Here is a 24557-nt window from a genome sequence, read left to right as displayed (position 1 = left end):
AACTTTCATTTTTTGATGAGGATCGCGTTAAATTTGATATCTTAAATGATAGTTTTTTATCAAATACAGGCAGACCCTACTCTGCAAGACATCGACGGCAACTCAGGGGGAAACGGCCCGCAGCGGGGCCGGCGATCAGATATTTTCTTTGGTGATCAGATCAAAGCGGTTAATGATCTGCATAAAACCAGGGTGTTCGCCGCTGGCGGCGGCGACAAAGGTGTTGATGACCGACGCGGCGAATTCATGAATGCGATGCGTCAACATCAGATCCAGCGTGCCGTCGATCAACGCCATCTCCGCGTTTTCCACCGGGCCATGACAGACCAGCATCACGTCGTGCTGCCTGCCGCTCTCCCGCAACGCGGCGATAATCCCTTCCACGCCGCCGCAGGGCGCGTACAACGCCACCAATTCGGGGTGCTGCGCCAATATGCTCAAGGTTACCTGTCTGGCGCTTTCGGCCCGTTCATAGCTGCGTAGCGGCTCCAGCACCCGGTGGCCACTCAGGTGTTCGCGCAGGTAAGAGCGAAAACTGATTTCGCAGGTTTCCTGGCACAGGAAGCGATTATCGCCGATGATAACTCCGATTTCCCCCTGTTTTCGACATATACGCTCTACCGCCCAGGCCGCGGTGCGACCGGCCTGCTGGTTATCCAGGCCAACATAACCGGCCCTGCTGTGCACCGACAGATCCGACAGCAGCGTAAACACCTTAACGCCCAGGCGACTGGCTTCTTCGACCGCATAACGGATCATCGGGTTATCCAGCGCCACCACCCCCATCACATCCACGCTCTGGCTCAGTTGCGTAATGGCAGCGGCGGTATCGCCTACCGCGCTGATGTCATGAAAAATGAACTGCGGCGGATGGGCCGGATCGCAGTATGGCGCGGCCTGTTCCAGCAGGCTTTCCGCTAACTGCGCATAGAAAGAATGTTCGCGGCGCAGCAGGATAAAGCCCATTTTGAGCCGCACCGGCGACTGCCCGGCCGCCTCAAACAACCGGTGAGACTTTTCGAGGGCAAAACCCAGTTTTTTCGCCGCCGCAATAACTTTGCGCTCCGTTTCCGGCCGTACCGCAGCACGCTGGTTTATCACCCGATCAACCGTGGCGATACCGACATGCGCCTCTCTGGCAATAGCCGCCAGGGTCGTTTTCTTGCCTGCCATACTCTTCCTCATCATGAATTTGATAGAAACTATCATGGTGTCGATGACGGAGGAAACCCGGCCAGGGGTTTTGTGTGATCGGGCGCGTTAATAGCGAGTTGAGTCGTTGTGGGGAGCGGTAAAAAGCTCGAAATGAACGTTTTTGGGGCAGGTGAAGCAACAATTGAACTGCTGCTATTTTCGCCATAACGCATAGTCTGATTTTATCCCCCGGAGCGAATCATGATATCGACAAAATCCGACGCCATCGAGTATACGGCACCCAATGCCACCCAGTGGCCGGCGATCCTGAACATAGTGTTCGCCGGTATTGCGGCAGCCCTGCAGGTTGGCAAAGCAACGATTGCACTACCGGAGTTGCAACGCGAGTTCGGCCGCTCGCTGGAATCATTAAGCTGGATAATCTCGGCCTTCCCTTTCGTTGGCGTGTTCAGCGGCATTCTTGCCGGCATTTTGGTCCGTCGCTGGGGCGATCGCCGCTTGCTGTGCCTTGGACTGGTGATTATCAGTGCCGCCAGCTTTGTCGGCGCCGGCCTGCATAACTTCAACGGACTGATCGCCACGCGGTTTATTGAGGGCCTGGGTTTCGTCATCGTAGTGGTCGCCGCCCCAGCGATTCTCAATCGCGTGGTTCAGCCGCAAAAACGTAATCTGGTGTTTGGCATCTGGAGCACCTTTATGCCGGCGGGTATCGCCTTCTCGATGTTTTTCGGTCCGTTGCTCGGCGGCTGGCAACAAAGCTGGATGGCGAGCGCCGCTCTGACGCTGTTAGCCGCGTTGTTGTTGCCGCTGACGACCTACCGGGCGGCTACCGGCTCCGCGGCGGCTTCACACATCGACCTACGCCAGGCGTTGTCCCGCCTGTGGCGCGCACGACAGCCTGGGCTGCTGGCGCTGATATTTACCAGCTACAACCTGCTGTTCTTTGCGGTAATGGCTTTTTTGCCTCTATTTTTGATGCAGCACGTCGGGCTATCGCTCGCCAGCACGGGCAGCATCAGTGCCGCGATCGTAGCCGTCAATATGATTGGCAATCTCTCCGCCGGTTTACTGTTGTCGCGTGGGATTAGCGCCAAAACGCTGCTCACCGGGACCTTTATCGCCATGGGGCTGACCGGCAGCGGTATCTTCTTCTCGGCAACGCCGATGAATATGCTGATACCGCTGTGCTTTTTATTTTCCGCCATCAGCGGCATGCTTCCGTCCACCGTCCTCGCCGCCACGCCGATGTCGTCACCGGAACCGACCCTCACCCCACTGTGCCTGGGGTTGGTGATGCAAGGCAATTATCTGGGCCAGATGATCGCCCCCATAGCGATAAGCGGCATCGTCGCTAATGCCGGCTGGTCCGCCCCCACCGCGATGGTACTGGCCGCCGCCGCGTTGGGGGTGGCGTTGGCATCGCGACTATCAACCCGACAGTAACAGTAAAAGAGGCCGCTTTTGCGGCCTTGTATTTCCATAATGATTATTTCACTCGCCACATTCGGTATTGGCCCCAGAAGCCATTTTCCGCAAGGTATTCCTGGTCTGTTCCATCGGCGATGATATCGAGGGTTTTTCTCATCCCCATCGACAGAACATTGCAGTCATTGCTGACTTTCAGTTTTTGTGGGCCTTTCTCCAGAAAGGAACGCTGTAATCGCTGTGATACTGTGGTTATCAGGATGACCACAGTTATATGGGAGCGAAAATGGCCGTATCTATTGAAGAAACCGCGGTAACCGATACCGGTTTTGCTGCGCTGGTGACGGCGTTGGACGACTACCAGCAACCGCTTTACCCCGCCGATTCGTTCTATTCGGTGTCGGTTGAGGAAATGACGTCGTCAGAAACCTGCGCTTTTGTCGCAAAAAGCGCGGGCGACTATGCGGGTTGCGGCTGCCTGTATATTTCTGAGGGTAAAATTGCGGAGATCAAACGCATGTACGTTGATCCGCGTTTTCGCGGGCAAGGTATTGCGCACCGATTGATCGAGGTAATCGAGCAGAAAGCGCAATCGCTGGGATATGGCGAACTGTATTTGGAAACCGGCGTTAACCAACCCGAAGCGATTAGCCTGTACCGAAAAGCCGGCTACCGACAGACAACGCGCTTTGGCAATTACTCGCCCGATCCACTGAGCATTTATATGATGAAGCGCCTGATAGGTTAGGCGTGATGAAAGACATCCGATCTGAGCGGGGGATTCAGCGGCCGGCGTTTAAGCTTATGGATCTCCGCCGTACTTTCCTCGCCCGAACGCAACGTCTGAACAGCGTAATTTTATTTTTATCCGCCGTGTTCAGCATACCCTGGCAAGTCACTACAGTTATCTTGATGGATATGGCCAATGGTGCTCCAGCCCTGATAAGGACAACGCGCCCGTGGCCATCAGGTAAATCACCAAACCGCCAAAAGCGATCGCAACCATTATCTCAATGAATCTAAGTCGTTTATGCTCAGTCATTTGCCTACCTCTGCGTTTCAGGTGAAAATACGTTCTCCTAAAACGTAGATAACCCGCCTCTTCTCATCAAGGCGAACTCATAAAATGAAACACAATCAATAAGGTTTATTGATAATTTATACAAAAATCCGTGAGCAACCCGGCTTACAGGCTAGAGAACCTCCGTTCACCAACAATCCGCTAACTGTTAAGTCATTGTGATGCTATGGTTTGTTTTTCACTGCTCGTCAATGTCGGTGAGCGCCAAGATTCACCGATAAAATCTATCATCAGAGGGACTGATATGATGTCTAAAGGTATTTCAAAGGGATTCTTTATTCTGATCCTTTTCATCGTAACCGCCGCTTTTCTGGACGTATTGGGTCCCTACTATTCGTCGGTGCTCTGGGCCATCATATTGGCCGTGATTTTCCACCCATTGAAAAACAAGCTTAAGCAATACCTTGGCGACCGCAACGGCCTGGTCTCATTGTTAACATTGCTGGTGATCTGCCTGATTGTGTTCACCCCGTTGGCGATTATCGCTTCGTCGCTGGCACTTGAATTCAACGTTCTCTACGAAAAGCTGCAAAACAACAATACCCAACTGCCTACGATGCTGGCCGAAGTGATGCAGCATTTACCCAGCTGGGCACGGCATTTTCTGGCGGAGCATAACCTCGACAGCGCCGCGGAAATACAAAAGCAGCTTTCCGAAGTGGCGCTCAAGGGCGGGCAATTCCTGGCGGGCAGCGTATTCCTGATCGGCAAAGGCACGTTCAACTTTGCCGTCGGTTTTGGCATCATGCTCTACCTGCTGTTCTTCCTGCTGAAAGACGGCCCCTATCTGGTGAGACTGGCGCTTGAAGCGCTGCCGCTGTCCGAGCACGTTAAGCACCACCTGTTCGTGAAGTTCGCCGCCGTGTCCCGCGCTACGGTGAAAGGCACCGTGGTGGTGGCGATTGTGCAAGGTGCCCTCGGCGGTCTGGCATTTTACATCACCGGCATCGATGGCAGTTTGCTGTGGGGCGCGCTGATGGCCTTCCTGTCCATCATCCCCGCCGTCGGTTCCGCCATTATCTGGGTGCCGGCAGCCATCTATTTCTTCGCTACCGGCATGTTGTGGCAAGGTGCATTCCTGGTCGGGTTCTTCGTGGTGATTATCGGGCTGGTTGACAATATTCTGCGCCCGCTGCTGGTCGGCAAAGACACCAAGATGCCGGATTACCTCATCCTGATTTCCACGCTGGGCGGGATGGAGATTTACGGCATCAATGGCTTCGTTATCGGCCCGTTGATCGCCGCGTTGTTCATCGCCTGCTGGAATATCCTTTCCGGCCGCGACAGCGAGGAAACCACCGACGAGATTGATGAAGCCTTTATCGAAGAAGGCAAGAATCATCCTGATGCCGGTTAAGCGGCGTTGAAGCAGAGATTGTGTTAATTCCGGGGGCCTGCACAGGCCCCCAACGTTTGCCATCGCGTTACGCCGCCCCCCTTATGCTATCCTTGAGCTTGCTTTGTAACACTCACAGGGAAGACCGTGTTGAGCCATGCTTATCTTATATGCCACATTAGCAATAATCTTTACTCTGCTGTTTCTGCTGTCTTTTATCTATTGCGCCTACCAAATGTCGAAAGACGGTGACGTCAAATTCAAGGCATCCTTCGCGGTGCTCATCTTGTCGTTGCTGGCCTTTTACTGCGCCTATGGCTATGTCAGTACCTACCTGAAACAGCAGGAAGTGGACATAAAGCTTTATTAGCCGGGGGTCAGTATCAGGGTAGAAACGCCGTTTAGGGGATAGGGTTAACATCATCGCGCAGCAGCCCCGGAAAGCGGCTGAGAGCGGCTTGATTGTTAATGCAAAAGGGGGGATATTTTTCATCCTTATCTCTCGAAAAGGATGTCCCATGAGCGCCGCCTGGATCAAAGCGTGGTTTACCTTCGCCACCGTTTACACCTGCATTGCCCTCAGCAAAGAAATAAGTGAACAATTCTTCGCCTGTGCCCAGTGGCCCAAATTTGTCGGCGCCATCATCATGGTCGCCATTGCTTGGGCTGCACGCGCCAAACTGAAAGAAATGAAATAAGGTCCTTGATCATAAAGAATGGGAGCCCAGAGGCTCCCGCTTTTATTCAAATTGACCCGACCTAATAGCGTTGACACGTTTCCCCTCTCATTCAGGTGCTCAGGGGCGGAATTCCAATATAGGATTTTTCAAGGCATCATAAACGGCTGGTGAAGGCGCTTTGGGAAAACGGGCCTTTGTGGCCGCCTTTATTGCGGCACGACAAAGATCAGGGTCACCTTCTTCGGCTCGCACATTTATAAGCATGCCATCCGGCGCCAGCATAATTCTTAAAGCGCATCGTTTACCGGCATATGAGCCGACGTCTAGAAAATGGCTTTGAATAGCGGATTGTATCTGCATAGCATACTGGCTGGCCTCCGCCCCAGGTTGAGGCGCTGTTTTACCTTCGAAGGCGGCAAACATCGCATCGACACCCTCATCAGACGGCACAGGTTTATTCACGGAACTCGTCTTCGCACACCCCGTCACCAACAACGCGGCGATAACAAGCGATAATGCCGGCGCGCAAATCCCAAACCCCAAATGAACTCTCTTCATGATTCCCTTCTTTAATAGAATATCCACAAGAAAGAATAATAAACCAACACAGGCAAGTTTCAGCAGGTTTAGATCACTGTAGTGCAAACCCACATTAGGAAAGCGCATGCCCGCAGGCGTTCGAGGCAAAAGAAAAACCCCGACGGATATCAGGGCTTGAATGACTGCCGGTGACTGTCACTTCAAACCGGGGCGCATTCAGTTTACTCAGGGTAGAATCAAAACTATTGAGTCGCCATGATGTTTGAGTTTGGCTGTAAATTAACTTCCCCACCGTTTATTCGTTGGGTCCTTCTCCTTATTCTCTTCCAGAGAAAAAGTGCCATTCTGCTGAGCAATGGCCTCGCCGGTATCAACAATCGCATTCTGGATAAACACACCGTCACCGCCTTTATCGTTCTTTATAAAAGTCAACTGGTGAAATGCCGTTTTACTCCCCCAGTCGGCGGACGGCAATGAAACGAATCTTATGGTATAAGTCTGTTCTTGAAATCCACCCTGCAGCACATAGAGTCCATAATGGTCTTCCCCCTGCGAAATGATTTTATAGACGCCGTTATCGTAGTAATAAATCTCAGCATCAGGGAAAGGTTTTTTCTCATACATCTTGCGATAATGTAGCACCTGCTTGTACGTTGGGTTGCCAAAGCGTGTTTCAAGCTTCCCATTCACCGTCTTGGTGGTCGCAGCATCCGTATTCGCTGCACTTACCGAAATTAACGCAACCAGCGTCGCTGTCAACAGCGCTTTCATATCATTCGTCCATATTCAATTACCCCATCGGCATTCAAAGATAGCCAAAATTAATGCCAAGCACAATGAAACAACGGACGAAAATAATATTAAACTCAATATCACACAATGCGTTACCTTTAATTTCACCTTGTTACCATCAAAGTTGAATAGCTCCCAGCGCATGAACTCACAGGAGGACAGACAAATACCAATCAAGATAAAAATAAGCACGCTAATATTTAATTAGAACAAGGGTAATAAACGCAATAACAATCATTCGTGGCAACATCGATAAAAACATTCGAAGTCATAGCTCACAGTCGTGGCGGCGATTGCGCCTTCCATGCACTTAACAATCAGGTCGGCCGCTTCGAAGCAATCCATGTGGCGCAACAGTAGATGGCTATTAATAAAAAATTGAATTTAATTATTTCGATTTAAACAGTAAGTTCGCATCATTTGACACTGTTTATAACCACTTGATTTCAAGAAATGCTTATCGGGTTTTGATAATGCTTTTTTGCTCCTATACACAGTTATGGGGTGTAGGGATGAGGGGCGAATCCTCTCATGCTGACCAGAAACCCTTCGAGAAACATCCCCTATACTTACCCTAAATCCGCACCGAAAAGGGGTGGTTATGTGTGGACGATTTGCCCAGGTACAGACCTGCACCGACTATCTCGACGTGCTCGCCTCCGACCTTGAATTTGCCAGCACGCTGGACAATGTTCCGATCGGTCGCTACAACGTGGCGCCAGGTACCCGAGTTCTGATGCTTAACCAGCGAGACAATAAGTTGCACCTCGATCCTCTCGAGTGGGGCTACGGCCCTGAATGGTGGAAAGAAATGGAACGCCAGCCGGTTATCAATACACGAATTGGAACCGCAGCCACTACAATGCGCCGTAAATCCACGCTAGGATAACAGGGACTTACGGCGAGATATTCCGACGGGCGGTATTGTTATTTACAGCTAATCATCAGGGAGAGTCTATCGTTTATTTCTCAACAACCTGATCTTTTGGTTCATAGCTAAAGACCGCATCTGTCGATTGTTGCACACTGACGCCTTTAGGGAGCTCAATTTTAACGATAGGTAAAAATTTACCTGTTGCATTTTTGTAGCTACGCTGATCCTACTGCGCATACACTAGCCCCCCTCCATTCAGGTAAAAAAGTGCTTCAATGGGTATGCCCTTCGGATTATTTTCATCCCAAGGTTTAACCATAATTTCGTTATAATTTAATCCATTTCCAAGATACGGCATCGCGAGCAATGTCTGATAAAACGCATCAGCCGGTTTTTTTGCCGTAGGTCTGACATCAAATGCACATACCCCCCAGGCTGACCTTCTGGCAATCGCTTTATTTAACTGATGAGCGGTAAATACGCCAAAGTCCTGACATGACTGCCCTTTCTCAGGAGAAGGAGGTGAACCACAGTAGTTTCCCTGCCTCCCCCACGTATTTGCATCGAGGGCATAAGAGCATAATACCGAAACCTGTTCGTTCTCTGCCGGTGTCATTTTACCCGGAAAAAGAATAAACCCATTGGCACTGGCAATTGTAGTGTTGAATTTAGCATCCTTACGCAAGTAAGAGAATGACACGCCATTGTTTTTTATTGATGATGGATTGAGCCTCCAGAAATCAACTCCGGGTCTCGTCCCTCTCATTAACACGCCGGAGCAAAGAAATGCTGGGGATTGCTCATCTCCACAGTCTTTGGCTATGTTATTGTATTGTGCAGTCAGTATATCAGCGATATCGTCTTTTACCTCCGAACTGATTTCTGATTTTGCAGCAAATACATTTACCGAAAAAAACACCATTCCAATAAGTGAAATAACGGTAGTTCGTTTCATAAGTCCTCTCTTAAAATTAAATTCGCATTGAATTTCACCATCATATGTAATTACGATGAGTGTGATTTTGTCTGAACTTCAATATGAATTTTTTCACCGAAATTATCATGTCGCAACTGTCAAAAGAGATAGTTGTCAGTCTCTGGCTGTACACTAGTCTTATAAACAATAAAAACTCACCGATTAAATAAATGGAATGATAACCATGGCTTCAGTTGACTTATATGATTTTTACTCAGACTTTACCGTGGATAGTTTTGATGATATCCATAGGCTTCTTCACTCGATGAAATCAGCTATAGAGGTTGAATGGTATTATCTTATTTATTCAGACACTAAAAATGAAATAAAAAACCCGATTATTATTACAAATTATGATGAGTCTTTTTTAAAAGAACAAAGTGAAAAACAGTGCATAAGTCAGAATCCCGTCGTGGAATATTGCTTGCACAACATTATCCCCCTAGTGTGGAGTGGGAACACGATGGAGACAAAATCAACTTTTTTTCATGATCTTAAAAGATATGGAATTCACCATGGTGTATCTTTCCCCCTGCATGGTATCAACAATGAATTTGGGAGCCTGATGCTGTCATTTCATTGCCATGAGAGTGAATGCATTAATAAAATGAATAAATATATCGATAGATCGGTTGCGTTACGGGATGCAATCGTACATTACTTTCACATACTAAAATGCAAACGTAATACCATTACGTTAAGCAACAGAGAAAAAGAAATTTGCTCCTGGTATCTGATGGGTAAAACAACTTGGGAAATCTCAAAAATAATCAACTGTTCAGAATCAAATGTTAATTTCCACTTTAAAAAAGTGCGTCAAAAATTCAACACAAACTCAAGAAGCGCCGCAATTATTAAAGCCATACAGACTGGTCAACTCACATTATAAATGCTGTATTTCTGATGGTTCCGACACTAGAAAGCAAATGAAAAACCTCAAAGTGAAGTGTGCGTTTCCGGTTCATTCATATTGACAGGTAGAGGGGGTCTGCATTGTCCTGAGGTGAGAACATCACCTCTGTTCAGGTGGCCAAATTCATTAAATTACTACAAGAAGAATGTTTAAGCCCTTATGGAATCATGGATATGCGCTAGTGATGGCTGATGTAGTACTCGTTCAGGTCGATGCGTGAACTGATGTAATCAGCTGGAGGAGTTGGGAAACCCGTCGGCACTTTGTCTGAGAACAACGGGAGTTCGAATTTTCGCGGGTTTGGTGTTGGATAAAAGAAAATCATAACGTTTCCTTGTTGCTGTTTTTTATATAGTACAAGCGAAAGCTTTTTGTGGTGGAAAGCTCTGATAACCATCAAAAATACAGGACATTAATCGGTAAATAAAGATGGTTTTTGGAGAGTTGCCGGGGTCCATCCCGGCCATGCTTATGTGCGGTTTGATAGCTGTATCGCGTCGTTCTCTGTTACCTGGTTCAAACAACGAGCACTCGCAAACGTACCGTTACAGACGTTAAGATTGCCCGCTTGGGCAAGGTAAGTGGTACCAATCCAGAGATAGTTTGATGTTCCACTCAGGTCAGCCAATGCCCCTGTAGGAGATACTCCAGCTTGCATAACCCGGCCATCTTCGTACCCCATTACTTCGCCAGTCAACGCATTAAACAGCCCGGCGGATGACACAAAATCAGCGTAAGACAATTGAGTCGCGGCACGTAACTTCCTGAGGTTGGTAGAATTACATTCGTTGCAACGTACTTCCACGGATTGGAAATAATGGTCAATAGATACATGAGACATATGTCAAAACCCTGCACCTCCGACTAGCCAGTTGTCCATTAATTAAAGCACCCGGATGTTAGTATTGCTCTCGCCAAAAGTGGGAATGATTATGGACTTCCGCTCCTCGCTCAAAACTGCCACTCAGCCTTACTCAATATGAGTATAGGTTTAGGTAAGTATCAAAATGACCAAGTTTTGATAACGTTTTGATAACCGTTGCAGTTTGAATAATAAAAAACGGGAACCCTAAGGCTCCCGTTCTTATTCAAACGCCAAACACAATTACATGTGCTTAACGATAGCGTCGCCAAACTCTGAACATTTCAGCAGTTTAGCGCCTTCCATCAGGCGTTCGAAGTCATAGGTCACGGTCTTGGCAGCGATGGCGCCTTCCATGCCTTTAACGATCAGGTCAGCCGCTTCGAACCAGCCCATGTGACGCAGCATCATTTCTGCGGACAGGATGATGGAACCTGGGTTCACTTTGTCCTGGCCGGCATACTTAGGTGCGGTGCCGTGGGTCGCTTCGAACAGCGCGCAATCGGAACCGATGTTGGCGCCTGGTGCGATACCGATACCGCCAACCTGTGCGGCCAGGGCGTCGGAGATGTAGTCACCGTTCAGGTTCATACAGGCGATCACGTCGTATTCCGCCGGGCGCAGCAGGATTTGCTGCAGGAAGGCGTCGGCGATCACGTCTTTAACCACGATCTCTTTACCGGTGTTCGGGTTCTTGATTTTCAGCCACGGGCCGCCGTCGATCAGTTCGCCGCCAAACTCTTCGCGCGCCAGTTCGTAGCCCCAATCCTTGAAGGCACCTTCGGTGAACTTCATGATGTTGCCTTTGTGAACCAGGGTCACAGAGTCACGGTCGTTGGTGATGGCATATTCGATCGCCGCACGCACCAGACGTTTGGTCCCTTCTTCGGAACATGGCTTGACGCCGATACCGCATTGTTCCGGGAAGCGGATTTTCTTCACGCCCATTTCGTCGCGCAGGAACTTGATCACTTTGTCTGCTTCGGCAGAACCGGCTTTCCATTCGATACCCGCATAGATGTCTTCGGCGTTTTCGCGGAAGATCACCATGTCGGTCAGCTCTGGCTGTTTAACCGGGCTAGGGGTGCCCTGGTAGTAACGCACCGGACGCAGACACACATACAGATCCAGTTGCTGGCGCAGAGCCACGTTCAGGGAGCGAATACCGCCACCGACCGGGGTAGTCAGCGGGCCTTTGATGGCAACGCGGTAGTCACGGATCAGATCCAGGGTTTCTTCCGGCAGCCACACGTCTTTCCCGTAAACGTGAGTGGATTTTTCACCGGTGTAGATTTCCATCCAGGAGATTTTACGTTCGCCGTGGTAGGCCTTTTTCACAGCCGCATCAACCACGTGAATCATAGCAGGGGTAACGTCAACGCCAATGCCGTCGCCTTCGATGAACGGGATGATCGGGTTATTCGGAACAACCAGTTTACCCTGGGCATCGACCGTAATCTGTTTACCTTCTGCCGGAACAACTACTTTGCTTTCCATCAACCTCTCCTTCAAGCGCAATTTTTGTTAATGCTTTGTAAGATGCGTGTAGATACTACTCGAATATTCAGTCCGCGCCAATCCGAAACGGATTCGGTTATAATGCGCCTATCATCCGTAATCTCAACTGTTATGAAAAAATTCCCTGTTAAAAATCACAACGTTAAACGATTCAGCAAGCCGAACGCCGCCAAACCCGCTGTAGCACAGGGTCCGCGCCGCGTGGTGTTATTCAATAAACCCTTCGATGTGCTCCCCCAATTTACCGATGAAACCGGGCGCGCCACGCTGAAAGAATACATTCCTTTTCCCGATGTATACGCCGCCGGGAGGCTGGATCGCGACAGCGAAGGGTTATTGGTACTGACCAATGACGGCAAGCTGCAAGCGCAGCTCACCCAGCCGGGCAAACGCACCGGCAAAGTGTATTACGCCCAGGTGGAAGGCGCGCCGCAGGAAGCCGATCTGGTGTCGCTGCGCAGCGGCGTTACGCTCAAAGATGGCCCCACTCTGCCGGCCGGCGTGGAGTTGGTCAGCGAGCCGGAATGGCTGTGGCCGCGCAACCCGCCGATCCGCGAACGCAAGGCGATCCCCACCGCCTGGCTGAAAATCACCCTGTTCGAGGGCCGAAATCGCCAGGTGCGTCGCATGACGGCGCATATCGGGTTCCCTACTCTGCGCCTGATTCGCTACAGTATGGGCGAGCTTTCCCTGGGTGCATTACAACCTGGCGAATGGAAAACCCTTGATTCGCTGTAGCCAGCAGCGAGAAAAACCAAGGGTATGCCGGCACATCAACCAGCCGCTGTAAGGGGCCGTTATGTTTAAACCGCACGTCACCGTTGCCTGCGTGGTTCACGCCGCCGGGAAATTTCTGATCGTCGAAGAGACCATCAACAACAAAGCGTTATGGAATCAGCCGGCCGGCCACCTGGAGGCCGATGAAACCCTGGTGCAAGCCGCCGAACGCGAACTGTGGGAAGAAACCGGCATCCGCGCCACGCCGCAGTCGTTCCTCAAGCTGCACCAGTGGATCGCCCCGGACAACACGCCGTTTTTGCGCTTTTGTTTTGTCATTGAGCTGGAGCACCCTCTGCCCACCGAGCCGCAAGACAGCGATATCGACCGCTGCCTGTGGCTTAGCGCCGAAGAGATTTTGCAGGCACCCAACCTGCGTTCCGGGCTGGTTGCGGAAAGTCTCCGTTGTTACCAGCAGCCGGAGCGCTACCCACTCTCCTTGGTCGGCAGCTATAATTGGCCGTTCTGAGATGAATAAGTGCCGTGCGCCGGCGCGGCCAACGTGGTAAAATCCTGCGCTTGTTTTTTATCGCACGGTTCGTGTTCAAGTTCGTGAGACTCCCATGTCAGATAACAGCCAGAAAAAAGTAATCGTCGGTATGTCCGGCGGCGTCGACTCTTCCGTTACTGCCTATCTGTTACAGCAACAGGGCTATCAGGTCGCTGGGCTGTTTATGAAGAACTGGGAAGAGGACGATGACGAAGAATATTGTTCCGCAGCGACCGATTTGGCCGATGCGCAGGCCGTGTGCGACAAACTCGGCATCGAGCTGCATACGGTGAACTTCGCGGCAGAGTACTGGGACAACGTTTTTGAGCTGTTCCTCGAAGAGTACAAAGCCGGTCGCACGCCGAACCCGGACATCCTGTGCAATAAAGAAATCAAGTTCAAAGCCTTCCTGGAATTCGCCGCAGAAGATCTGGGGGCGGACTTTATCGCCACCGGGCACTACGTGCGCCGCCAGGACGTGGACGGCAAAAGCCGCCTGCTGCGCGGCGTCGACGGCAACAAAGACCAGAGCTACTTCCTGTATACCCTGAGCCACGAGCAGGTCGCGCAAAGCCTGTTCCCGGTCGGTGAACTGGAAAAGCCGGAGGTGCGCCGCATCGCCGAGCAGCTGGAGCTGGTTACCGCCAAGAAAAAAGACTCTACCGGCATCTGCTTTATCGGCGAGCGCAAATTCCGTGATTTCCTCGGCCGCTACCTGCCGGCGCAGCCAGGCCCTATCGTCAACGTCGAGGGCCAGACCGTCGGTGAGCACCAGGGGCTGATGTATCACACCCTCGGCCAGCGCAAAGGGCTGGGCATTGGCGGCATGAAAGACAGCAGCGAAGATCCGTGGTACGTGGTAGACAAAGACGTCGCCAATAACGTGCTGGTGGTCGCTCAGGGGCATGATCATCCGCGCCTGATGTCTACCGGCCTGATCGCGCAGCAGCTGCATTGGGTCGATCGCCTGCCGCTGAGCGGGCCATTGCGCTGTACGGTGAAAACCCGTTATCGCCAGCAGGATATCCCGTGCACCGTTACGCCACTGGATGACCAGCGCATCGAAGTGCGTTTCGACGAGCCGGTCGCCGCCGTCACCCCAGGCCAGTCAGCCGTGTTTTATCAGGACGAAATCTGCCTCGGTGGCGGCATTATCGAACAGCGTTTACAGGAGTAACCGTGGCGAAAAATTATTATGACATTACGCTGGCGATGGCTGGAATCAGCCAGTCAGCGCGTCTGGTCCAGCAACTGGCGCACGAGGGGATATGCGATAAAGACGCCTTGCATGTCTCGTTGAGCAGCCTGCTGCAAATGGATCCGCCTTCCACGCTGGCGGTGTTCGGCGGCGAAGAGCGCAACCTGAAAACGGGCCTCGAGACGCTGATGGGCGTGCTCAATGCCAATAACAAGGGGCCGGGCGCCGAACTGACCCGCTACACCATCAGCCTGATGGTGCTGGAGCGCAAGCTCAACGCCAATAAGCAGGCGATGAACCAGCTTGGCGAACGCCTCGGCCAGCTGGAGCGCCAGTTGGCGCATTTTGATTTGGAATCAGACACTATTATCAGCGCGCTGGCCGGCATTTATGTCGACGTGGTCAGCCCGCTCGGGCCGCGCATCCAGGTGATAGGTTCGCCGGCTATCCTGCAGAATACGCAGGTGCAGGCCAAGGTTCGCGCCACGCTGCTGGCCGGCATTCGTGCCGCCGTGCTGTGGCAACAGGTTGGCGGCAGCCGCCTGCAATTAATGTTTTCTCGTAATCGTCTGTTTAAACAGGCGCAAAATATCGTTGCTCATTGTTAATCGATCCCAGGAGTTGCTACCGATGGAATTATCCTCACTGACCGCCGTTTCACCCGTTGATGGACGCTACGGTGATAAAGTCAGCGCACTGCGCACCATTTTCAGCGAATACGGTCTGCTGAAATTCCGCGTGCAGGTTGAAGTACGTTGGCTGCAAAAACTGGCCGCCTGCGCAGAAATCAAGGAAGTTCCCGCTTTTGACGCCGACGCAAACGCTTTCCTCGACAAGATCGTCGCAGAGTTCAGCGAAGAAGACGCGCAGCGCATCAAGACTATCGAACGCACCACCAACCACGACGTGAAAGCGGTTGAGTATTTCCTGAAGGAAAAAGTGGAAGCCGTCCCTGCCCTGCAGGCGGTCTCCGAGTTCATCCACTTTGCCTGCACCTCAGAAGATATCAACAACCTGTCCCACGCGCTGATGCTGCAAACCGCACGTCAGGACGTGGTGCTGCCGTACTGGCGCAAAATCATCGATTCGATCAAGGGCCTGGCGCTGGAATATCGCGACATTCCTTTGCTGTCCCGCACCCACGGCCAGCCGGCGACCCCGTCGACCGTAGGTAAAGAATTCGCCAACGTGGCCTACCGCATGGAACGCCAGTTCCGTCAGCTGGAACGCGTTGAGATCATGGGTAAAATCAACGGTGCAGTCGGCAACTACAACGCCCACATCGTCGCTTATCCGGAAGTGGACTGGCACCAGTTCAGCGAAACCTTCGTTACCTCGCTGGGCATCACCTGGAACCCGTACACCACTCAGATCGAACCGCACGACTACATCGCCGAGCTGTTCGACTGCGTAGCGCGCTTCAACACCATCCTGATCGACTTCGACCGTGATATCTGGGGTTACATCGCCCTGAATCACTTCAAGCAGAAGACCATCGCCGGTGAAATCGGTTCTTCCACCATGCCGCACAAGGTCAACCCGATCGACTTCGAAAACTCCGAAGGCAACCTGGGCCTGTCCAACGCGGTGTTGGGCCATCTGGCCAGCAAACTGCCGGTTTCCCGCTGGCAGCGCGACCTGACCGACTCCACCGTGCTGCGTAATCTGGGCGTGGGCCTGGGCTATGCGCTGATCGCCTATCAGGCGACCATGAAAGGCATCAGCAAGCTGGAAGTCAACCAGGCGCACCTGCTGGACGAGCTGGATCACAACTGGGAAGTGCTGGCCGAGCCGATCCAGACCGTGATGCGCCGTTACGGCATCGAAAAGCCGTACGAGAAGCTGAAAGAGCTGACCCGTGGCAAGCGCGTGGATGCCGCCGGCATGCAGGCGTTTATCGACGGTCTGGCGCTGCCGGAAGAAGAGAAAACCCGCCTGAAAGCCATGACCCCGGCTAACTACATTGGCCGTGCCGCCACCATGGTTGACGAGCTGAAATAATCGGTCTGGTTAGAAAGCACAAAGGCGGCCAAATGGCCGCCTTTCGTATTGTAGAGCCTCAACGCATAAACGCCTGCAACCGCTGTTTCTGCTGCCCCTGCGCGTTGAAGTTGCCCGGGCTTAACCACTGCTCGAAGGCGGCTTTAATGGCCGGCCAGCGATCCGATGTGATGGCGAACCAGTCGGTATCGCGGCTGCGGCCCTTGGTGATCACCGCATACCTGAACCGGCCCTCGTAATTAAAACCGAACCTTGCCGCCGCCTGTCTGGACGGCGCGTTGTGGCTGTCGCATTTCCATTCACAGCGGCGATACCCCAAATCATCGAACAGGTGGCGCAGCATCAGATAGACGGCCTCCGTTGCGCTGGAGCGTTGTTTCATCGCCGGTGACCAACTGACGTGGCCAATCTCCAGCACGCCGTTGCCTTCATCGATGCGCATATAAGCTACGGTGCCGACCGGTGCGTGGCTTGCGCTGTCGAACACCGTCAGGTTCACCAACGCGGGGTTGGCCTGAAGCTGGGTCAGGTGCAGCAACATCGCCGCCGGGCTGTCCGGCCGTTCGGCGGGTAAATAGGTCCAGTCACGGCCATCCGGGGCCAGTTGGAATGCGCGGAACAGGGCTGCGTGATCCCGCTGCGGATCAAGCGATTTCATGAAGCAAAAGCGCCCGTCGAGCGGCTCTCCGGCAGGCCGTTGCGGTGCCCGCCAATCGGTTAATGGCTCGCCCACCGGCTGCCCGAATTGATTGAACGCCATAAAGCCCCTCACAACCTGTAATTAACGGGTATAGATGATGAACGAACTTCTTTTGCCTATTTTGTCGTACAGCGAACGCGCCGGGGCATTATATTCCTGCGTCATCCAGTAAACCCGGTCACTGCCCCTTTCGTTGGCAAGCTGATAAGCCTGCTCAAATAGTTTCTCGGACACCTTCTTGCCGCGCGCCACAGGGGAAACATAGAGATCTTCAATATAACAATAACCGGCGGAGCTCCAGGTTGAAGGGTGGAAAATCAGGTTCATCAACCCCAGAAGATTGCCGTTTGCGTCTTCCGCCACCAGCCCATAAACCTGTTGATCCGAGCATAAGCGTTCAAACGTGTGTTCGGTGACCTGCGCGGCAATGTCCGCACGATAAAAATGAAGATATCCCTGCCACAGATCCAACCACTGCGATTTATCGCCGTTTTGTATTTTGCGTACCACAACGCCATTGTTTACCGGGTGCATAGTGCCTCTCTGGTTTTAAGATATTATTTCCACAGGAGAAATAACCTGATACCAACAGGGTACACCGGCCATTGCGGGCTGAATACAGACCAATTCATAACAGTGCGCAGACCAATTTTGACGACATAAACGCCTTTTAATCGGCCTACGGCAGCGCGCTGAAAATAGAGGATAATTTTTTGATGAATTTTACGATTTCATCCGGCGTGTAGGCCGAGAAGCCAAATACCAGCGCCCCTTCCCGAGGTTGGCCGGTGTAAAAATCCGCCAGCCCATAGACCTTCATTCCCTGCGCGGCGGCGGCCTGAATCAAACGCCGCTCGGTAGCCGCATCCGCCAACGGGCATACCAATTGCAACCCGCCCTGCGGCAGCGGCGGCCGGGTCCAGGCAGCAAGATACTGATGGACCGCCGCATGCAGAATATCGAGCCTGGCCTTATACAGCTTGCGCATATTCCTTAAGTGTTCGGCATAAAAATCGCCGTTTAAAAAGCGAAACAGGGTCATTTGCGGCAATGCAGAGGTATAACCATCCTGGAATTGTTTGGCAGCCACCATCGGTTTGATTAACTGTGGCGGAACGATGATAAAACCGATACGCAGCCCCGGGAACAGGGTTTTGCTGAAGGTGCCGATATACAGCGTGCGTTGGTATTTATCCAGCCCCTGCAGCGAAGCCCTGGTCAGCCCGTCATAATTGAATTCGGAATCGTAATCATCTTCAATAATCCAGGCCTTGTGCTGCTGCGCCCATTCCAGCAATTTTAATCTTCTGTCGATGCTGAGCGAATGCCCCAGCGGATAGTGATGAGATGGCGTGACATACACACCCCGCCCGCGATGGCGCGCGTCAATTAATGCGTCAATATCCATTCCGTCATGATCGACCGCGACAGGCTGAGCGATGATCCCCGCAGACTGCACCAGCTTTTTCGCCCCCTGATAACCCGGCTCTTCGACAAATACTCTGTCGCCAGGATTGAACAACACCTGGGTACACAGCGACAGCGCCTGTTGGGAACTGGTCAACACGATCACCTGCTCCACACTGGCCTTAACGCCCCTTTCGCGCCGCAGATACTCAATGATCTCGCCCCTCAGCTCCACCACGCCCTGGGGATCGGCATAGCCCAACAGGCGTTCGCCGTACTGCCGAACCGCCAGCCTTTCCAGTTGCAACCAGCTATCTATCGGGAACAGCCGCAGATCAGACAGTGACGGCGTGAGTGAACTGGCGCGGCTGGTATGCGGCGCATGGGCGGCCACCAGCAACGAGCGGCCATGCGCGCTCAGTTCCCGTTCCGCCAGCAATGCGCTTTCGGCATCATCCGCCGCCAACAGCTCGCGGCCAATCAGGGTGCTTCGCTGATAGCTGACAAAGCTGCCGCGCCCCACCGCGCGGGCAATGTAGCCTTCGGCTTCCAGTTGGGCATAGGTCACCTCGACGGTATCGCGAGAAACGCCCAGCCCGGCAGCCAGTACCCGGCTGGGAGGAAGTTTCGCCAGATATTGCAGTTCCCCCGCCGTCACCTGCTGTTTGATGGCCAGATGCAGCGCCGCTTTGCGCGTCATGCCCTGTTGCAAATGCCGGGCAAAGCTTGCCTGTAGGGCGGCCGGGGAAGTGGGTGGGCTGCTGTCACTGCTGTGTTTCATGGTGCTCCGGATCAAGAGAAGGCGGCTTTACTGCCTCACTTTACCTTATTTCAGTCCCTTCGCGGTCATGCCAGGACATTGACCTGAACTCGCCAGATTGCGAATACAGCGTTTTTAAACACCTTTTTTCTTCCCCCAACCCTTTCCCTCCCGCACAGCCCCTCCTTCAGCTCGGTATCTCATGCATTGACGTACGCAAAACGCCAGTTGACCCTGGACTTTAGGCCAATCCTTCAACACCCGACGGTTTAAGTTTGGTTTAACTTTGCTCCGCCATTGTTTATCCGGCGTTTATTAGCCGTTGCCGATAATGACGGCGAACATAAAATCGATAGCGCTTATTTCCCGCCAACGCTCTGCGTCTCTTGCGGTAACAGCGGGTTCTACCTACCATAACGTCAACATTCACGATCAATGGGTAAGGTAGCCGCACGCTATCCCTCACACGCTGAAGAGCGTGTTACCTTTATAGCGGGGTGACAGGATGTTCACCCGCATAGTCACAGGAGTCCGCCATGCGAGTATTGGTTGTTGAAGATAACGGTTTGCTGCGCCACCACCTTTCCGTACAGATGCGCGAGATGGGCCATCAGGTCGATGCTGCGGAAGATGCCAAGGAAGCCGACTATTTCCTGCAGGAACATGCGCCGGACATCGCAATTGTCGATCTCGGCCTGCCGGGTGAAGATGGCTTGAGCCTGATCCGCCGCTGGCGTGCTCACCAGATGAAGTTGCCCATTTTGGTGCTGACCGCGCGCGAAAGCTGGCAGGACAAAGTGGCGGTTCTGGAAGCCGGCGCCGACGACTATGTCACCAAACCGTTCCACCTGGAGGAAGTGATCGCCCGCATGCAGGCGTTGATGCGTCGCAACAGCGGCCTGGCATCCCAGGTGATCGTCTTGCCGCCGTTCCAGATCGATCTGTCGCGCCGCGAGTTGAGCGTTGGCGAACAACAAATCAAACTGACCGCATTTGAATACACCATCATCGAAACCTTGATCCGTAACGCCGGCAAAGTAGTCAGTAAAGACTCGCTGATGCTGCAGCTGTATCCGGATGCGGAACTGCGCGAGAGCCACACCATCGACGTATTGATGGGCCGCCTGCGCAAAAAATTGCAGGCTGAATACCCGCAGGAAGTGATCACCACGGTTCGTGGCCAAGGCTATCGTTTTGATGCGAAGTGAACATGATGTTCAACAAAGATAAAAAACCTTTTTCACTGCGCGCGCGCTTTTTGATGGCGACCGCCGGGGTGATCCTGGCGCTGTCGCTGTCTTACGGCCTGGTTGCGGTAGTCGGTTATATCGTCAGCTTCGACAAGACCGCCTTCCGCCTGCTGCGAGGTGAAAGCAACCTGTTCTTCAGCCTGGCTCAGTGGAAAGACAACAAGCTCACCATCGCCATTCCACCCGATATCGATCTCAACTTCCCTACCCTGGTGTTTATTTACGACGACAAGGGCAATCTGCTGTGGAGCCAGCGCAAACTGCCGGAGCTGGAAAAGCGCATCAACAAAGAGTGGCTGGAGAAATCCGACTTCTACGAAATCGATACCGATACCCGCATCAGTAGCGAAGTGCTGGGCAACAACCCCAAAGCCCAGGATCAGCTGAAAAACTATGACGACAACGACCAAAACGCGCTGACCCACTCAGTGGCGGTCAACACCTACGCGGCAACCTCGCGGCTGCCCGCGCTGACCATAGTGGTGGTCGACACCATTCCGCAGGAGCTGCAGCGTTCGGACGTGGTTTGGGAATGGTTCAGCTATGTGCTGCTGGCCAACCTGCTGCTGGTGGTGCCGCTGTTGTGGCTGGCAGCTTACTGGAGCCTGCGCCCGATCAAGGCGCTGGTGAATCAGGTGGGCGAGCTGGAGAACGGTGAACGCGAGCAGCTCGACGAAAATCCCCCCAGCGAGCTGCGCGGGCTGGTGCGCAATCTGAATATTTTGCTGCGCAATGAGCGCCAGCGTTACACCAAATACCGCACCACGCTGTCCGACCTGACCCACAGCCTGAAAACGCCGCTGGCGGTGCTGCAAACCACGCTGCGTTCGTTGCGCACCGGCAAGCAGACCACCATCGAAGAGGTCGAACCGATCATGCTGGACCAAATCAGCCGCATTTCGCAGCAGATTGGCTACTACCTGCATCGCGCCAGCATCAGTTCGGGGCAAACGGTACTGACCCGTGAGATCCACTCCGTGCCCGCGCTGTTGGACAGCCTCACCGTGGCGCTCAACAAGGTGTATCAGCGTAAAGGCGTGGTGATCACGCTGGATATTTCGCCGGAAGTGACCTTTATGGGCGAAAAGAACGACTTTATGGAAGTGATGGGCAACGTGTTGGAAAACGCCTGCAAATACTGCCTGGAGTTCGTTGAAATTACCTCACTCCACTCCGATAAAAACCTCACCATCGTGATCGACGACGACGGGCCGGGCATCCCGGAAAGCAAACGCGAGTTGATCTTCCAACGTGGTCAGCGCGTAGACACCCTGCGCCCCGGCCAGGGGTTAGGGTTATCCGTCGCGACGGAGATTATCGAGCAGTATGACGGCACCATTACCATCAGCGACAGCCCGCTTGGCGGCGCGCGCATGCAGGTCACCTTCGCCCGTCAGCACGATTCCCATCATCACGAATAAATTCTGTCGTTCCGGCCCCGATCCTCGGGGCCAAACTTCCGTTATAATCGCACTCAGGCTCACTCCTTTCTGCTGGAATAGAACATGGATTATCAATTAGATCTGGACTGGAACGACTTTTTGCAACGTTACTGGCAAAAGCGTCCGGTAATTCTGAAGCGCGGCTTCAAAAACTTTATCGATCCAATCTCCCCGGATGAGCTGGCCGGGTTGGCGATGGAAAACGAAGTGGATAGCCGCCTGGTCAGCCACCAGGACGGCCGCTGGCAGGTTGCGCACGGTCCCTTCGAGAGCTTTGATCACCTGAGCGAGAACAACTGGTCGCTGCTGGTACAGGCGGTGGACCACTGGCATGAGCCTTCCAGCGCGCTGATGCGTCCGTTCCGCCAACTGCCGGACTGGCGGATGGACGACCTGATGATTTCGTTCTCTGTCCCAGGCGGCGGCGTTGGCCCGCACCTCGATCAGTACGACGTCTTTATCATTCAGGGCACCGGCCGACGCCGCTGGCGCGTAGGCGAGAAGGTGCCGATGAAGCAGCACTGCCCGCATCCGGATCTGCTTCAGGTTGAGCCTTTCGACGCCATTATCGACGAAGAAATGGAACCAGGCGACATTCTGTATATCCCGCCGGGCTTCCCGCATGAAGGCTACGCGCTGGAAAATGCGCTGAATTACTCGGTGGGCTTCCGCGCACCGAACGGCCGCGAGTTGATCAGCGGCTTTGCCGATTACGTGCTGGCACGCGAACTGGGCAGCCAACGTTACAGCGATCCGGACATTCAGTTGCGCGACCAACCGGCGCAGATCTTGCCGCAGGAAGTCGACGCTCTGCGTCAAATGATGTTGGATCTGGTTCAGCAACCGGAACACTTCCAGCACTGGTTTGGTGAGTTTATTTCTCAGACTCGCCACGAGCTGGACGCAGCGCCGCCGGAGCCGCCGTATCAGGCCGGAGAAATCTACGAGCTGCTGCAACAGGGTGAACCCTTGCAACGCCTGGGTGGCCTGCGCGTGCTGCGCGTTGGCGACCGGTGCTTTGTGAATGGCGAGCTGATTGATACCGAACATCTGCAAGCCGCCGACGCGCTGTGTCAGCACTTCAGCGTTAACGCCGCCATGCTGGGCGAAGCCATCGACGATCCGTCGTTCCTGGCCACACTCACCGCGCTGATCAACAGCGGTTACTGGTACTTCAACGACTAAACCCGATAATTGTCGGATAGAGCCACCCGCTTCGGCAGGTGGCTTTTTTTTCATCACGCCTCCAGCACCGAACTGCGTCGAGGGAAATACACAATATTTATCAAAATGTTAATAGCATAAACCTATGCCAGTATTTTCCTGAATTCGAGCTAGTAAAGAGAGGAAAAACATTTCCTACAGCTCAACCTTCGTTCCTTTCTTGGCTTCGCCCAGTATCCATTGAGCAAACGCTTGTATGGGCTCACTGCCTAATCCGATCGACTCAGGAAGAATGAGACAGAAGGTTTTGGCGATCGTTTTCCCCTCGGGCCACGGCGCGACCAGCCTTCCGCGCGCAAGTTCGGTATCAACGTAGAGGCGCGGCACCAACGCAACACCGAGACCGGCCAATGCCGCCTCGATCAACATGGCATGAAGATCGTAGCGTGCCCCCATCGCAGGATGAGTCAAAGGGATCCCCGTCTCCTGAGAGTAGCGTTGCCAAGCCTCGGGGTTCTGTCGACGGTGCAGACGCGGCAGGTTATCCAGTGCGCTTGTCCCCTCGCCTCCCGTCAGAATGTCAGGATGACAAACCGGCACCAGCACCTCATCCAACAGGGGGTAAGTCCGCATTCCCGTCCAGGCCGGATGCTCGAAATGGATTGCAGCATCGAATCCGCTCCCGGCCAGGACAAAGGGTTCCATGCGTTCGGAGAGATGCACAGTGATGTTCGGATGCTGCTGCCGAAAGCGTGACAAGCGAGGAATGAGCCAGCGCATCGCGAAAGTCGGGATGACAGCAATGTCCAGGCTTGCGCCATCGCTCGGCTGTCCTGTCAGGTACTGGCTGTCCCGATCCAGACGGTCAAGCAACTCACGGATTTGGGTCGCATAGCGTGCCCCGTTCGGCAGGAGCCGGACGCGATTGCCGATTCGCTCGAACAGCGTGACGCCAAGGAAGGCTTCCAGGCGACCAATCTGACGGCTGATAGCGCCTTCGGTTAGAGACAGTTCGTTCGCCGCGCGCGCGAAGCTGCCATGACGAGCAGCAGCCTCGAATGCCATCAATGAAGTGTTGCTAGGGATCTTCCGGCGCATAAGCGTTCCTGATTGGGGCCCCGGTGGCTGGCCCACCTTGATTTTCTGTCACTGAAGCATACCGAAAAATCGATTTATTCGCTGCCTTTAGCGCTCTACCATGACTTAACGTCAACAA

The 24557-nt window shown here is 53.3% G+C and carries 23 protein-coding genes and 2 pseudogenes; 15 read left to right on the top strand and 10 right to left on the bottom strand.

Features of this window, described 5'->3' with window-relative positions; all coding sequences use genetic code 11:
* Window positions 1-135: 135 nt before the first annotated feature.
* Window positions 136-1173, bottom strand: coding sequence for a LacI family DNA-binding transcriptional regulator (locus SERAS12_RS10010; RefSeq protein WP_013812550.1), 1038 nt, complete (start codon window positions 1171-1173; stop codon window positions 136-138).
* 222 nt (window positions 1174-1395) lie between these two features.
* Between SERAS12_RS10010 and SERAS12_RS10005 the strand changes: the two genes are divergently transcribed.
* The 5 genes from SERAS12_RS10005 (at window position 1396) to SERAS12_RS09985 (ending at window position 5695) form a co-directional block, all read left to right on the top strand.
* Window positions 1396-2598, top strand: coding sequence for a CynX/NimT family MFS transporter (locus SERAS12_RS10005; RefSeq protein WP_013812549.1), 1203 nt, complete (start codon window positions 1396-1398; stop codon window positions 2596-2598).
* Window positions 2599-2866: 268 nt separating this feature from the next.
* Window positions 2867-3328 (top strand): GNAT family N-acetyltransferase, encoded by a 462-nt coding sequence (locus tag SERAS12_RS10000; protein WP_013812548.1) that lies wholly within the window; start codon window positions 2867-2869, stop codon window positions 3326-3328.
* Window positions 3329-3905: 577 nt separating this feature from the next.
* The gene (locus SERAS12_RS09995) at window positions 3906-5018 is read left to right on the top strand and encodes an AI-2E family transporter (protein ID WP_013812546.1); all 1113 of its coding nucleotides are present in this window, start codon (window positions 3906-3908) and stop codon (window positions 5016-5018) included.
* Between the two features lie 136 nt (window positions 5019-5154).
* Entirely contained in the window at window positions 5155-5367 is a 213-nt protein-coding gene (locus tag SERAS12_RS09990; protein WP_013812545.1) for a hypothetical protein, read from the top strand.
* A gap of 148 nt (window positions 5368-5515) precedes the next feature.
* Window positions 5516-5695 carry a hypothetical protein gene (locus SERAS12_RS09985; protein WP_013812544.1) on the top strand — a complete coding sequence of 60 codons (180 nt, stop codon included), beginning with the start codon at window positions 5516-5518 and terminating at the stop codon, window positions 5693-5695.
* A 99-nt stretch (window positions 5696-5794) separates the two neighbouring features.
* Here SERAS12_RS09985 and tolA read toward each other — a convergent pair whose 3' ends face one another.
* From tolA to SERAS12_RS26600, 3 genes and pseudogenes are all read right to left on the bottom strand, one after another.
* Window positions 5795-6343 (bottom strand): cell envelope integrity protein TolA, encoded by a 549-nt coding sequence (gene tolA, locus SERAS12_RS09980; protein WP_013812543.1) that lies wholly within the window; start codon window positions 6341-6343, stop codon window positions 5795-5797.
* Window positions 6344-6496: 153 nt separating this feature from the next.
* The gene (locus SERAS12_RS09975) at window positions 6497-6988 is read right to left on the bottom strand and encodes a hypothetical protein (RefSeq protein WP_013812542.1); all 492 of its coding nucleotides are present in this window, start codon (window positions 6986-6988) and stop codon (window positions 6497-6499) included.
* A gap of 282 nt (window positions 6989-7270) precedes the next feature.
* Window positions 7271-7366, bottom strand: a pseudogene (locus SERAS12_RS26600) (hypothetical protein); the annotation flags it as partial.
* 244 nt (window positions 7367-7610) lie between these two features.
* On the opposite strand from SERAS12_RS26600, the pseudogene SERAS12_RS09970 reads away from it, so the two are divergent.
* Window positions 7611-7871: pseudogene (locus tag SERAS12_RS09970) on the top strand (SOS response-associated peptidase family protein); the annotation flags it as partial.
* Window positions 7872-8109: 238 nt separating this feature from the next.
* Here SERAS12_RS09970 and SERAS12_RS09965 read toward each other — a convergent pair.
* A complete protein-coding gene (locus SERAS12_RS09965; RefSeq protein WP_013812540.1) occupies window positions 8110-8838 on the bottom strand; it encodes a hypothetical protein in 729 nt (242 codons plus the stop codon).
* A 205-nt stretch (window positions 8839-9043) separates the two neighbouring features.
* Between SERAS12_RS09965 and SERAS12_RS09960 the strand changes: the two genes are divergently transcribed.
* On the top strand, window positions 9044-9748 hold the full coding sequence (locus SERAS12_RS09960) for an autoinducer binding domain-containing protein (RefSeq protein WP_013812539.1): 705 nt from the start codon (window positions 9044-9046) through the stop codon (window positions 9746-9748).
* Window positions 9749-10877: 1129 nt separating this feature from the next.
* Here SERAS12_RS09960 and icd read toward each other — a convergent pair.
* Entirely contained in the window at window positions 10878-12131 is a 1254-nt protein-coding gene (icd, locus tag SERAS12_RS09955; RefSeq protein ID WP_004943319.1) for an NADP-dependent isocitrate dehydrogenase, read from the bottom strand.
* 132 nt (window positions 12132-12263) lie between these two features.
* Here icd and rluE point away from each other — a divergent pair, with 132 nt between their 5' ends.
* From rluE to purB, 5 genes are all read left to right on the top strand, one after another.
* Entirely contained in the window at window positions 12264-12890 is a 627-nt protein-coding gene (gene rluE, locus SERAS12_RS09950; RefSeq protein ID WP_013812537.1) for a 23S rRNA pseudouridine(2457) synthase RluE, read from the top strand.
* A gap of 61 nt (window positions 12891-12951) precedes the next feature.
* On the top strand, window positions 12952-13398 hold the full coding sequence (locus SERAS12_RS09945; protein WP_013812536.1) for an NUDIX hydrolase: 447 nt from the start codon (window positions 12952-12954) through the stop codon (window positions 13396-13398).
* A 94-nt stretch (window positions 13399-13492) separates the two neighbouring features.
* The gene (mnmA, locus tag SERAS12_RS09940) at window positions 13493-14596 is read left to right on the top strand and encodes a tRNA 2-thiouridine(34) synthase MnmA (protein WP_013812535.1); all 1104 of its coding nucleotides are present in this window, start codon (window positions 13493-13495) and stop codon (window positions 14594-14596) included.
* 2 nt (window positions 14597-14598) lie between these two features.
* Complete coding sequence (gene hflD / locus SERAS12_RS09935) at window positions 14599-15225, top strand: high frequency lysogenization protein HflD (RefSeq protein ID WP_013812534.1); 627 nt, start codon at window positions 14599-14601, stop codon at window positions 15223-15225.
* Between the two features lie 22 nt (window positions 15226-15247).
* Window positions 15248-16618: an adenylosuccinate lyase gene (purB, locus tag SERAS12_RS09930; protein WP_013812533.1), complete on the top strand. Its 1371-nt coding sequence runs from the start codon at window positions 15248-15250 to the stop codon at window positions 16616-16618.
* Window positions 16619-16676: 58 nt separating this feature from the next.
* On the opposite strand, the gene SERAS12_RS09925 is transcribed toward purB, so the two are convergent.
* From SERAS12_RS09925 to SERAS12_RS09915, 3 genes are all read right to left on the bottom strand, one after another.
* Entirely contained in the window at window positions 16677-17378 is a 702-nt protein-coding gene (locus SERAS12_RS09925; RefSeq protein WP_013812532.1) for a GNAT family N-acetyltransferase, read from the bottom strand.
* 21 nt (window positions 17379-17399) lie between these two features.
* Window positions 17400-17852, bottom strand: a complete 453-nt coding sequence (locus SERAS12_RS09920; RefSeq protein WP_013812531.1) for a GNAT family N-acetyltransferase — start codon at window positions 17850-17852, stop codon at window positions 17400-17402.
* Window positions 17853-17997: 145 nt separating this feature from the next.
* Window positions 17998-19506 carry a PLP-dependent aminotransferase family protein gene (locus tag SERAS12_RS09915; protein WP_013812530.1) on the bottom strand — a complete coding sequence of 503 codons (1509 nt, stop codon included), beginning with the start codon at window positions 19504-19506 and terminating at the stop codon, window positions 17998-18000.
* Window positions 19507-20021: 515 nt separating this feature from the next.
* Here SERAS12_RS09915 and phoP point away from each other — a divergent pair.
* The 3 genes from phoP (at window position 20022) to SERAS12_RS09900 (ending at window position 23362) form a co-directional block, all read left to right on the top strand.
* Complete coding sequence (phoP, locus tag SERAS12_RS09910; RefSeq protein WP_004943295.1) at window positions 20022-20693, top strand: two-component system response regulator PhoP; 672 nt, start codon at window positions 20022-20024, stop codon at window positions 20691-20693.
* Between the two features lie 5 nt (window positions 20694-20698).
* Window positions 20699-22156 carry a two-component system sensor histidine kinase PhoQ gene (gene phoQ / locus SERAS12_RS09905; RefSeq protein ID WP_041416559.1) on the top strand — a complete coding sequence of 486 codons (1458 nt, stop codon included), beginning with the start codon at window positions 20699-20701 and terminating at the stop codon, window positions 22154-22156.
* An 84-nt stretch (window positions 22157-22240) separates the two neighbouring features.
* Window positions 22241-23362, top strand: a complete 1122-nt coding sequence (locus tag SERAS12_RS09900; protein WP_013812528.1) for a cupin domain-containing protein — start codon at window positions 22241-22243, stop codon at window positions 23360-23362.
* 174 nt (window positions 23363-23536) lie between these two features.
* Here the strand turns inward: SERAS12_RS09900 and SERAS12_RS09895 are convergent, their stop codons facing one another.
* Window positions 23537-24439: a LysR substrate-binding domain-containing protein gene (locus tag SERAS12_RS09895; RefSeq protein ID WP_013812527.1), complete on the bottom strand. Its 903-nt coding sequence runs from the start codon at window positions 24437-24439 to the stop codon at window positions 23537-23539.
* Window positions 24440-24557: the final 118 nt, after the last annotated feature.

It is taken from the genome of Serratia sp. AS12, assembly GCF_000214195.1.
In the GTDB taxonomy this organism is placed as follows: Bacteria; Pseudomonadota; Gammaproteobacteria; order Enterobacterales; family Enterobacteriaceae; genus Serratia; species Serratia plymuthica.
The sequence above is the reverse complement of the archived record's forward strand: the minus strand, read 5'-3'. Positions and strand labels throughout refer to the sequence as shown.

Bases quoted from the DNA above. Each gene is read 5' to 3' on its own strand.
- SERAS12_RS10010 (WP_013812550.1), bottom strand. From the start codon at position 1,173: ATGGCAGGCAAGAAAACGACCCTGGCGGCTATTGCCAGAGAGGCGCAT.
- SERAS12_RS10005 (WP_013812549.1), top strand. From the start codon at position 1,396: ATGATATCGACAAAATCCGACGCCATCGAGTATACGGCACCCAATGCC.
- SERAS12_RS10000 (WP_013812548.1), top strand. From the start codon at position 2,867: ATGGCCGTATCTATTGAAGAAACCGCGGTAACCGATACCGGTTTTGCT.
- SERAS12_RS09995 (WP_013812546.1), top strand. From the start codon at position 3,906: ATGATGTCTAAAGGTATTTCAAAGGGATTCTTTATTCTGATCCTTTTC.
- SERAS12_RS09990 (WP_013812545.1), top strand. From the start codon at position 5,155: ATGCTTATCTTATATGCCACATTAGCAATAATCTTTACTCTGCTGTTT.
- SERAS12_RS09985 (WP_013812544.1), top strand. From the start codon at position 5,516: ATGAGCGCCGCCTGGATCAAAGCGTGGTTTACCTTCGCCACCGTTTAC.
- tolA (WP_013812543.1), bottom strand. From the start codon at position 6,343: ATGCGCTTTCCTAATGTGGGTTTGCACTACAGTGATCTAAACCTGCTG.
- SERAS12_RS09975 (WP_013812542.1), bottom strand. From the start codon at position 6,988: ATGAAAGCGCTGTTGACAGCGACGCTGGTTGCGTTAATTTCGGTAAGT.
- SERAS12_RS09965 (WP_013812540.1), bottom strand. From the start codon at position 8,838: ATGAAACGAACTACCGTTATTTCACTTATTGGAATGGTGTTTTTTTCG.
- SERAS12_RS09960 (WP_013812539.1), top strand. From the start codon at position 9,044: ATGGCTTCAGTTGACTTATATGATTTTTACTCAGACTTTACCGTGGAT.
- icd (WP_004943319.1), bottom strand. From the start codon at position 12,131: ATGGAAAGCAAAGTAGTTGTTCCGGCAGAAGGTAAACAGATTACGGTC.
- rluE (WP_013812537.1), top strand. From the start codon at position 12,264: ATGAAAAAATTCCCTGTTAAAAATCACAACGTTAAACGATTCAGCAAG.
- SERAS12_RS09945 (WP_013812536.1), top strand. From the start codon at position 12,952: ATGTTTAAACCGCACGTCACCGTTGCCTGCGTGGTTCACGCCGCCGGG.
- mnmA (WP_013812535.1), top strand. From the start codon at position 13,493: ATGTCAGATAACAGCCAGAAAAAAGTAATCGTCGGTATGTCCGGCGGC.
- purB (WP_013812533.1), top strand. From the start codon at position 15,248: ATGGAATTATCCTCACTGACCGCCGTTTCACCCGTTGATGGACGCTAC.
- SERAS12_RS09925 (WP_013812532.1), bottom strand. From the start codon at position 17,378: ATGGCGTTCAATCAATTCGGGCAGCCGGTGGGCGAGCCATTAACCGAT.
- SERAS12_RS09920 (WP_013812531.1), bottom strand. From the start codon at position 17,852: ATGCACCCGGTAAACAATGGCGTTGTGGTACGCAAAATACAAAACGGC.
- SERAS12_RS09915 (WP_013812530.1), bottom strand. From the start codon at position 19,506: ATGAAACACAGCAGTGACAGCAGCCCACCCACTTCCCCGGCCGCCCTA.
- phoP (WP_004943295.1), top strand. From the start codon at position 20,022: ATGCGAGTATTGGTTGTTGAAGATAACGGTTTGCTGCGCCACCACCTT.
- phoQ (WP_041416559.1), top strand. From the start codon at position 20,699: ATGTTCAACAAAGATAAAAAACCTTTTTCACTGCGCGCGCGCTTTTTG.
- SERAS12_RS09900 (WP_013812528.1), top strand. From the start codon at position 22,241: ATGGATTATCAATTAGATCTGGACTGGAACGACTTTTTGCAACGTTAC.
- SERAS12_RS09895 (WP_013812527.1), bottom strand. From the start codon at position 24,439: ATGCGCCGGAAGATCCCTAGCAACACTTCATTGATGGCATTCGAGGCT.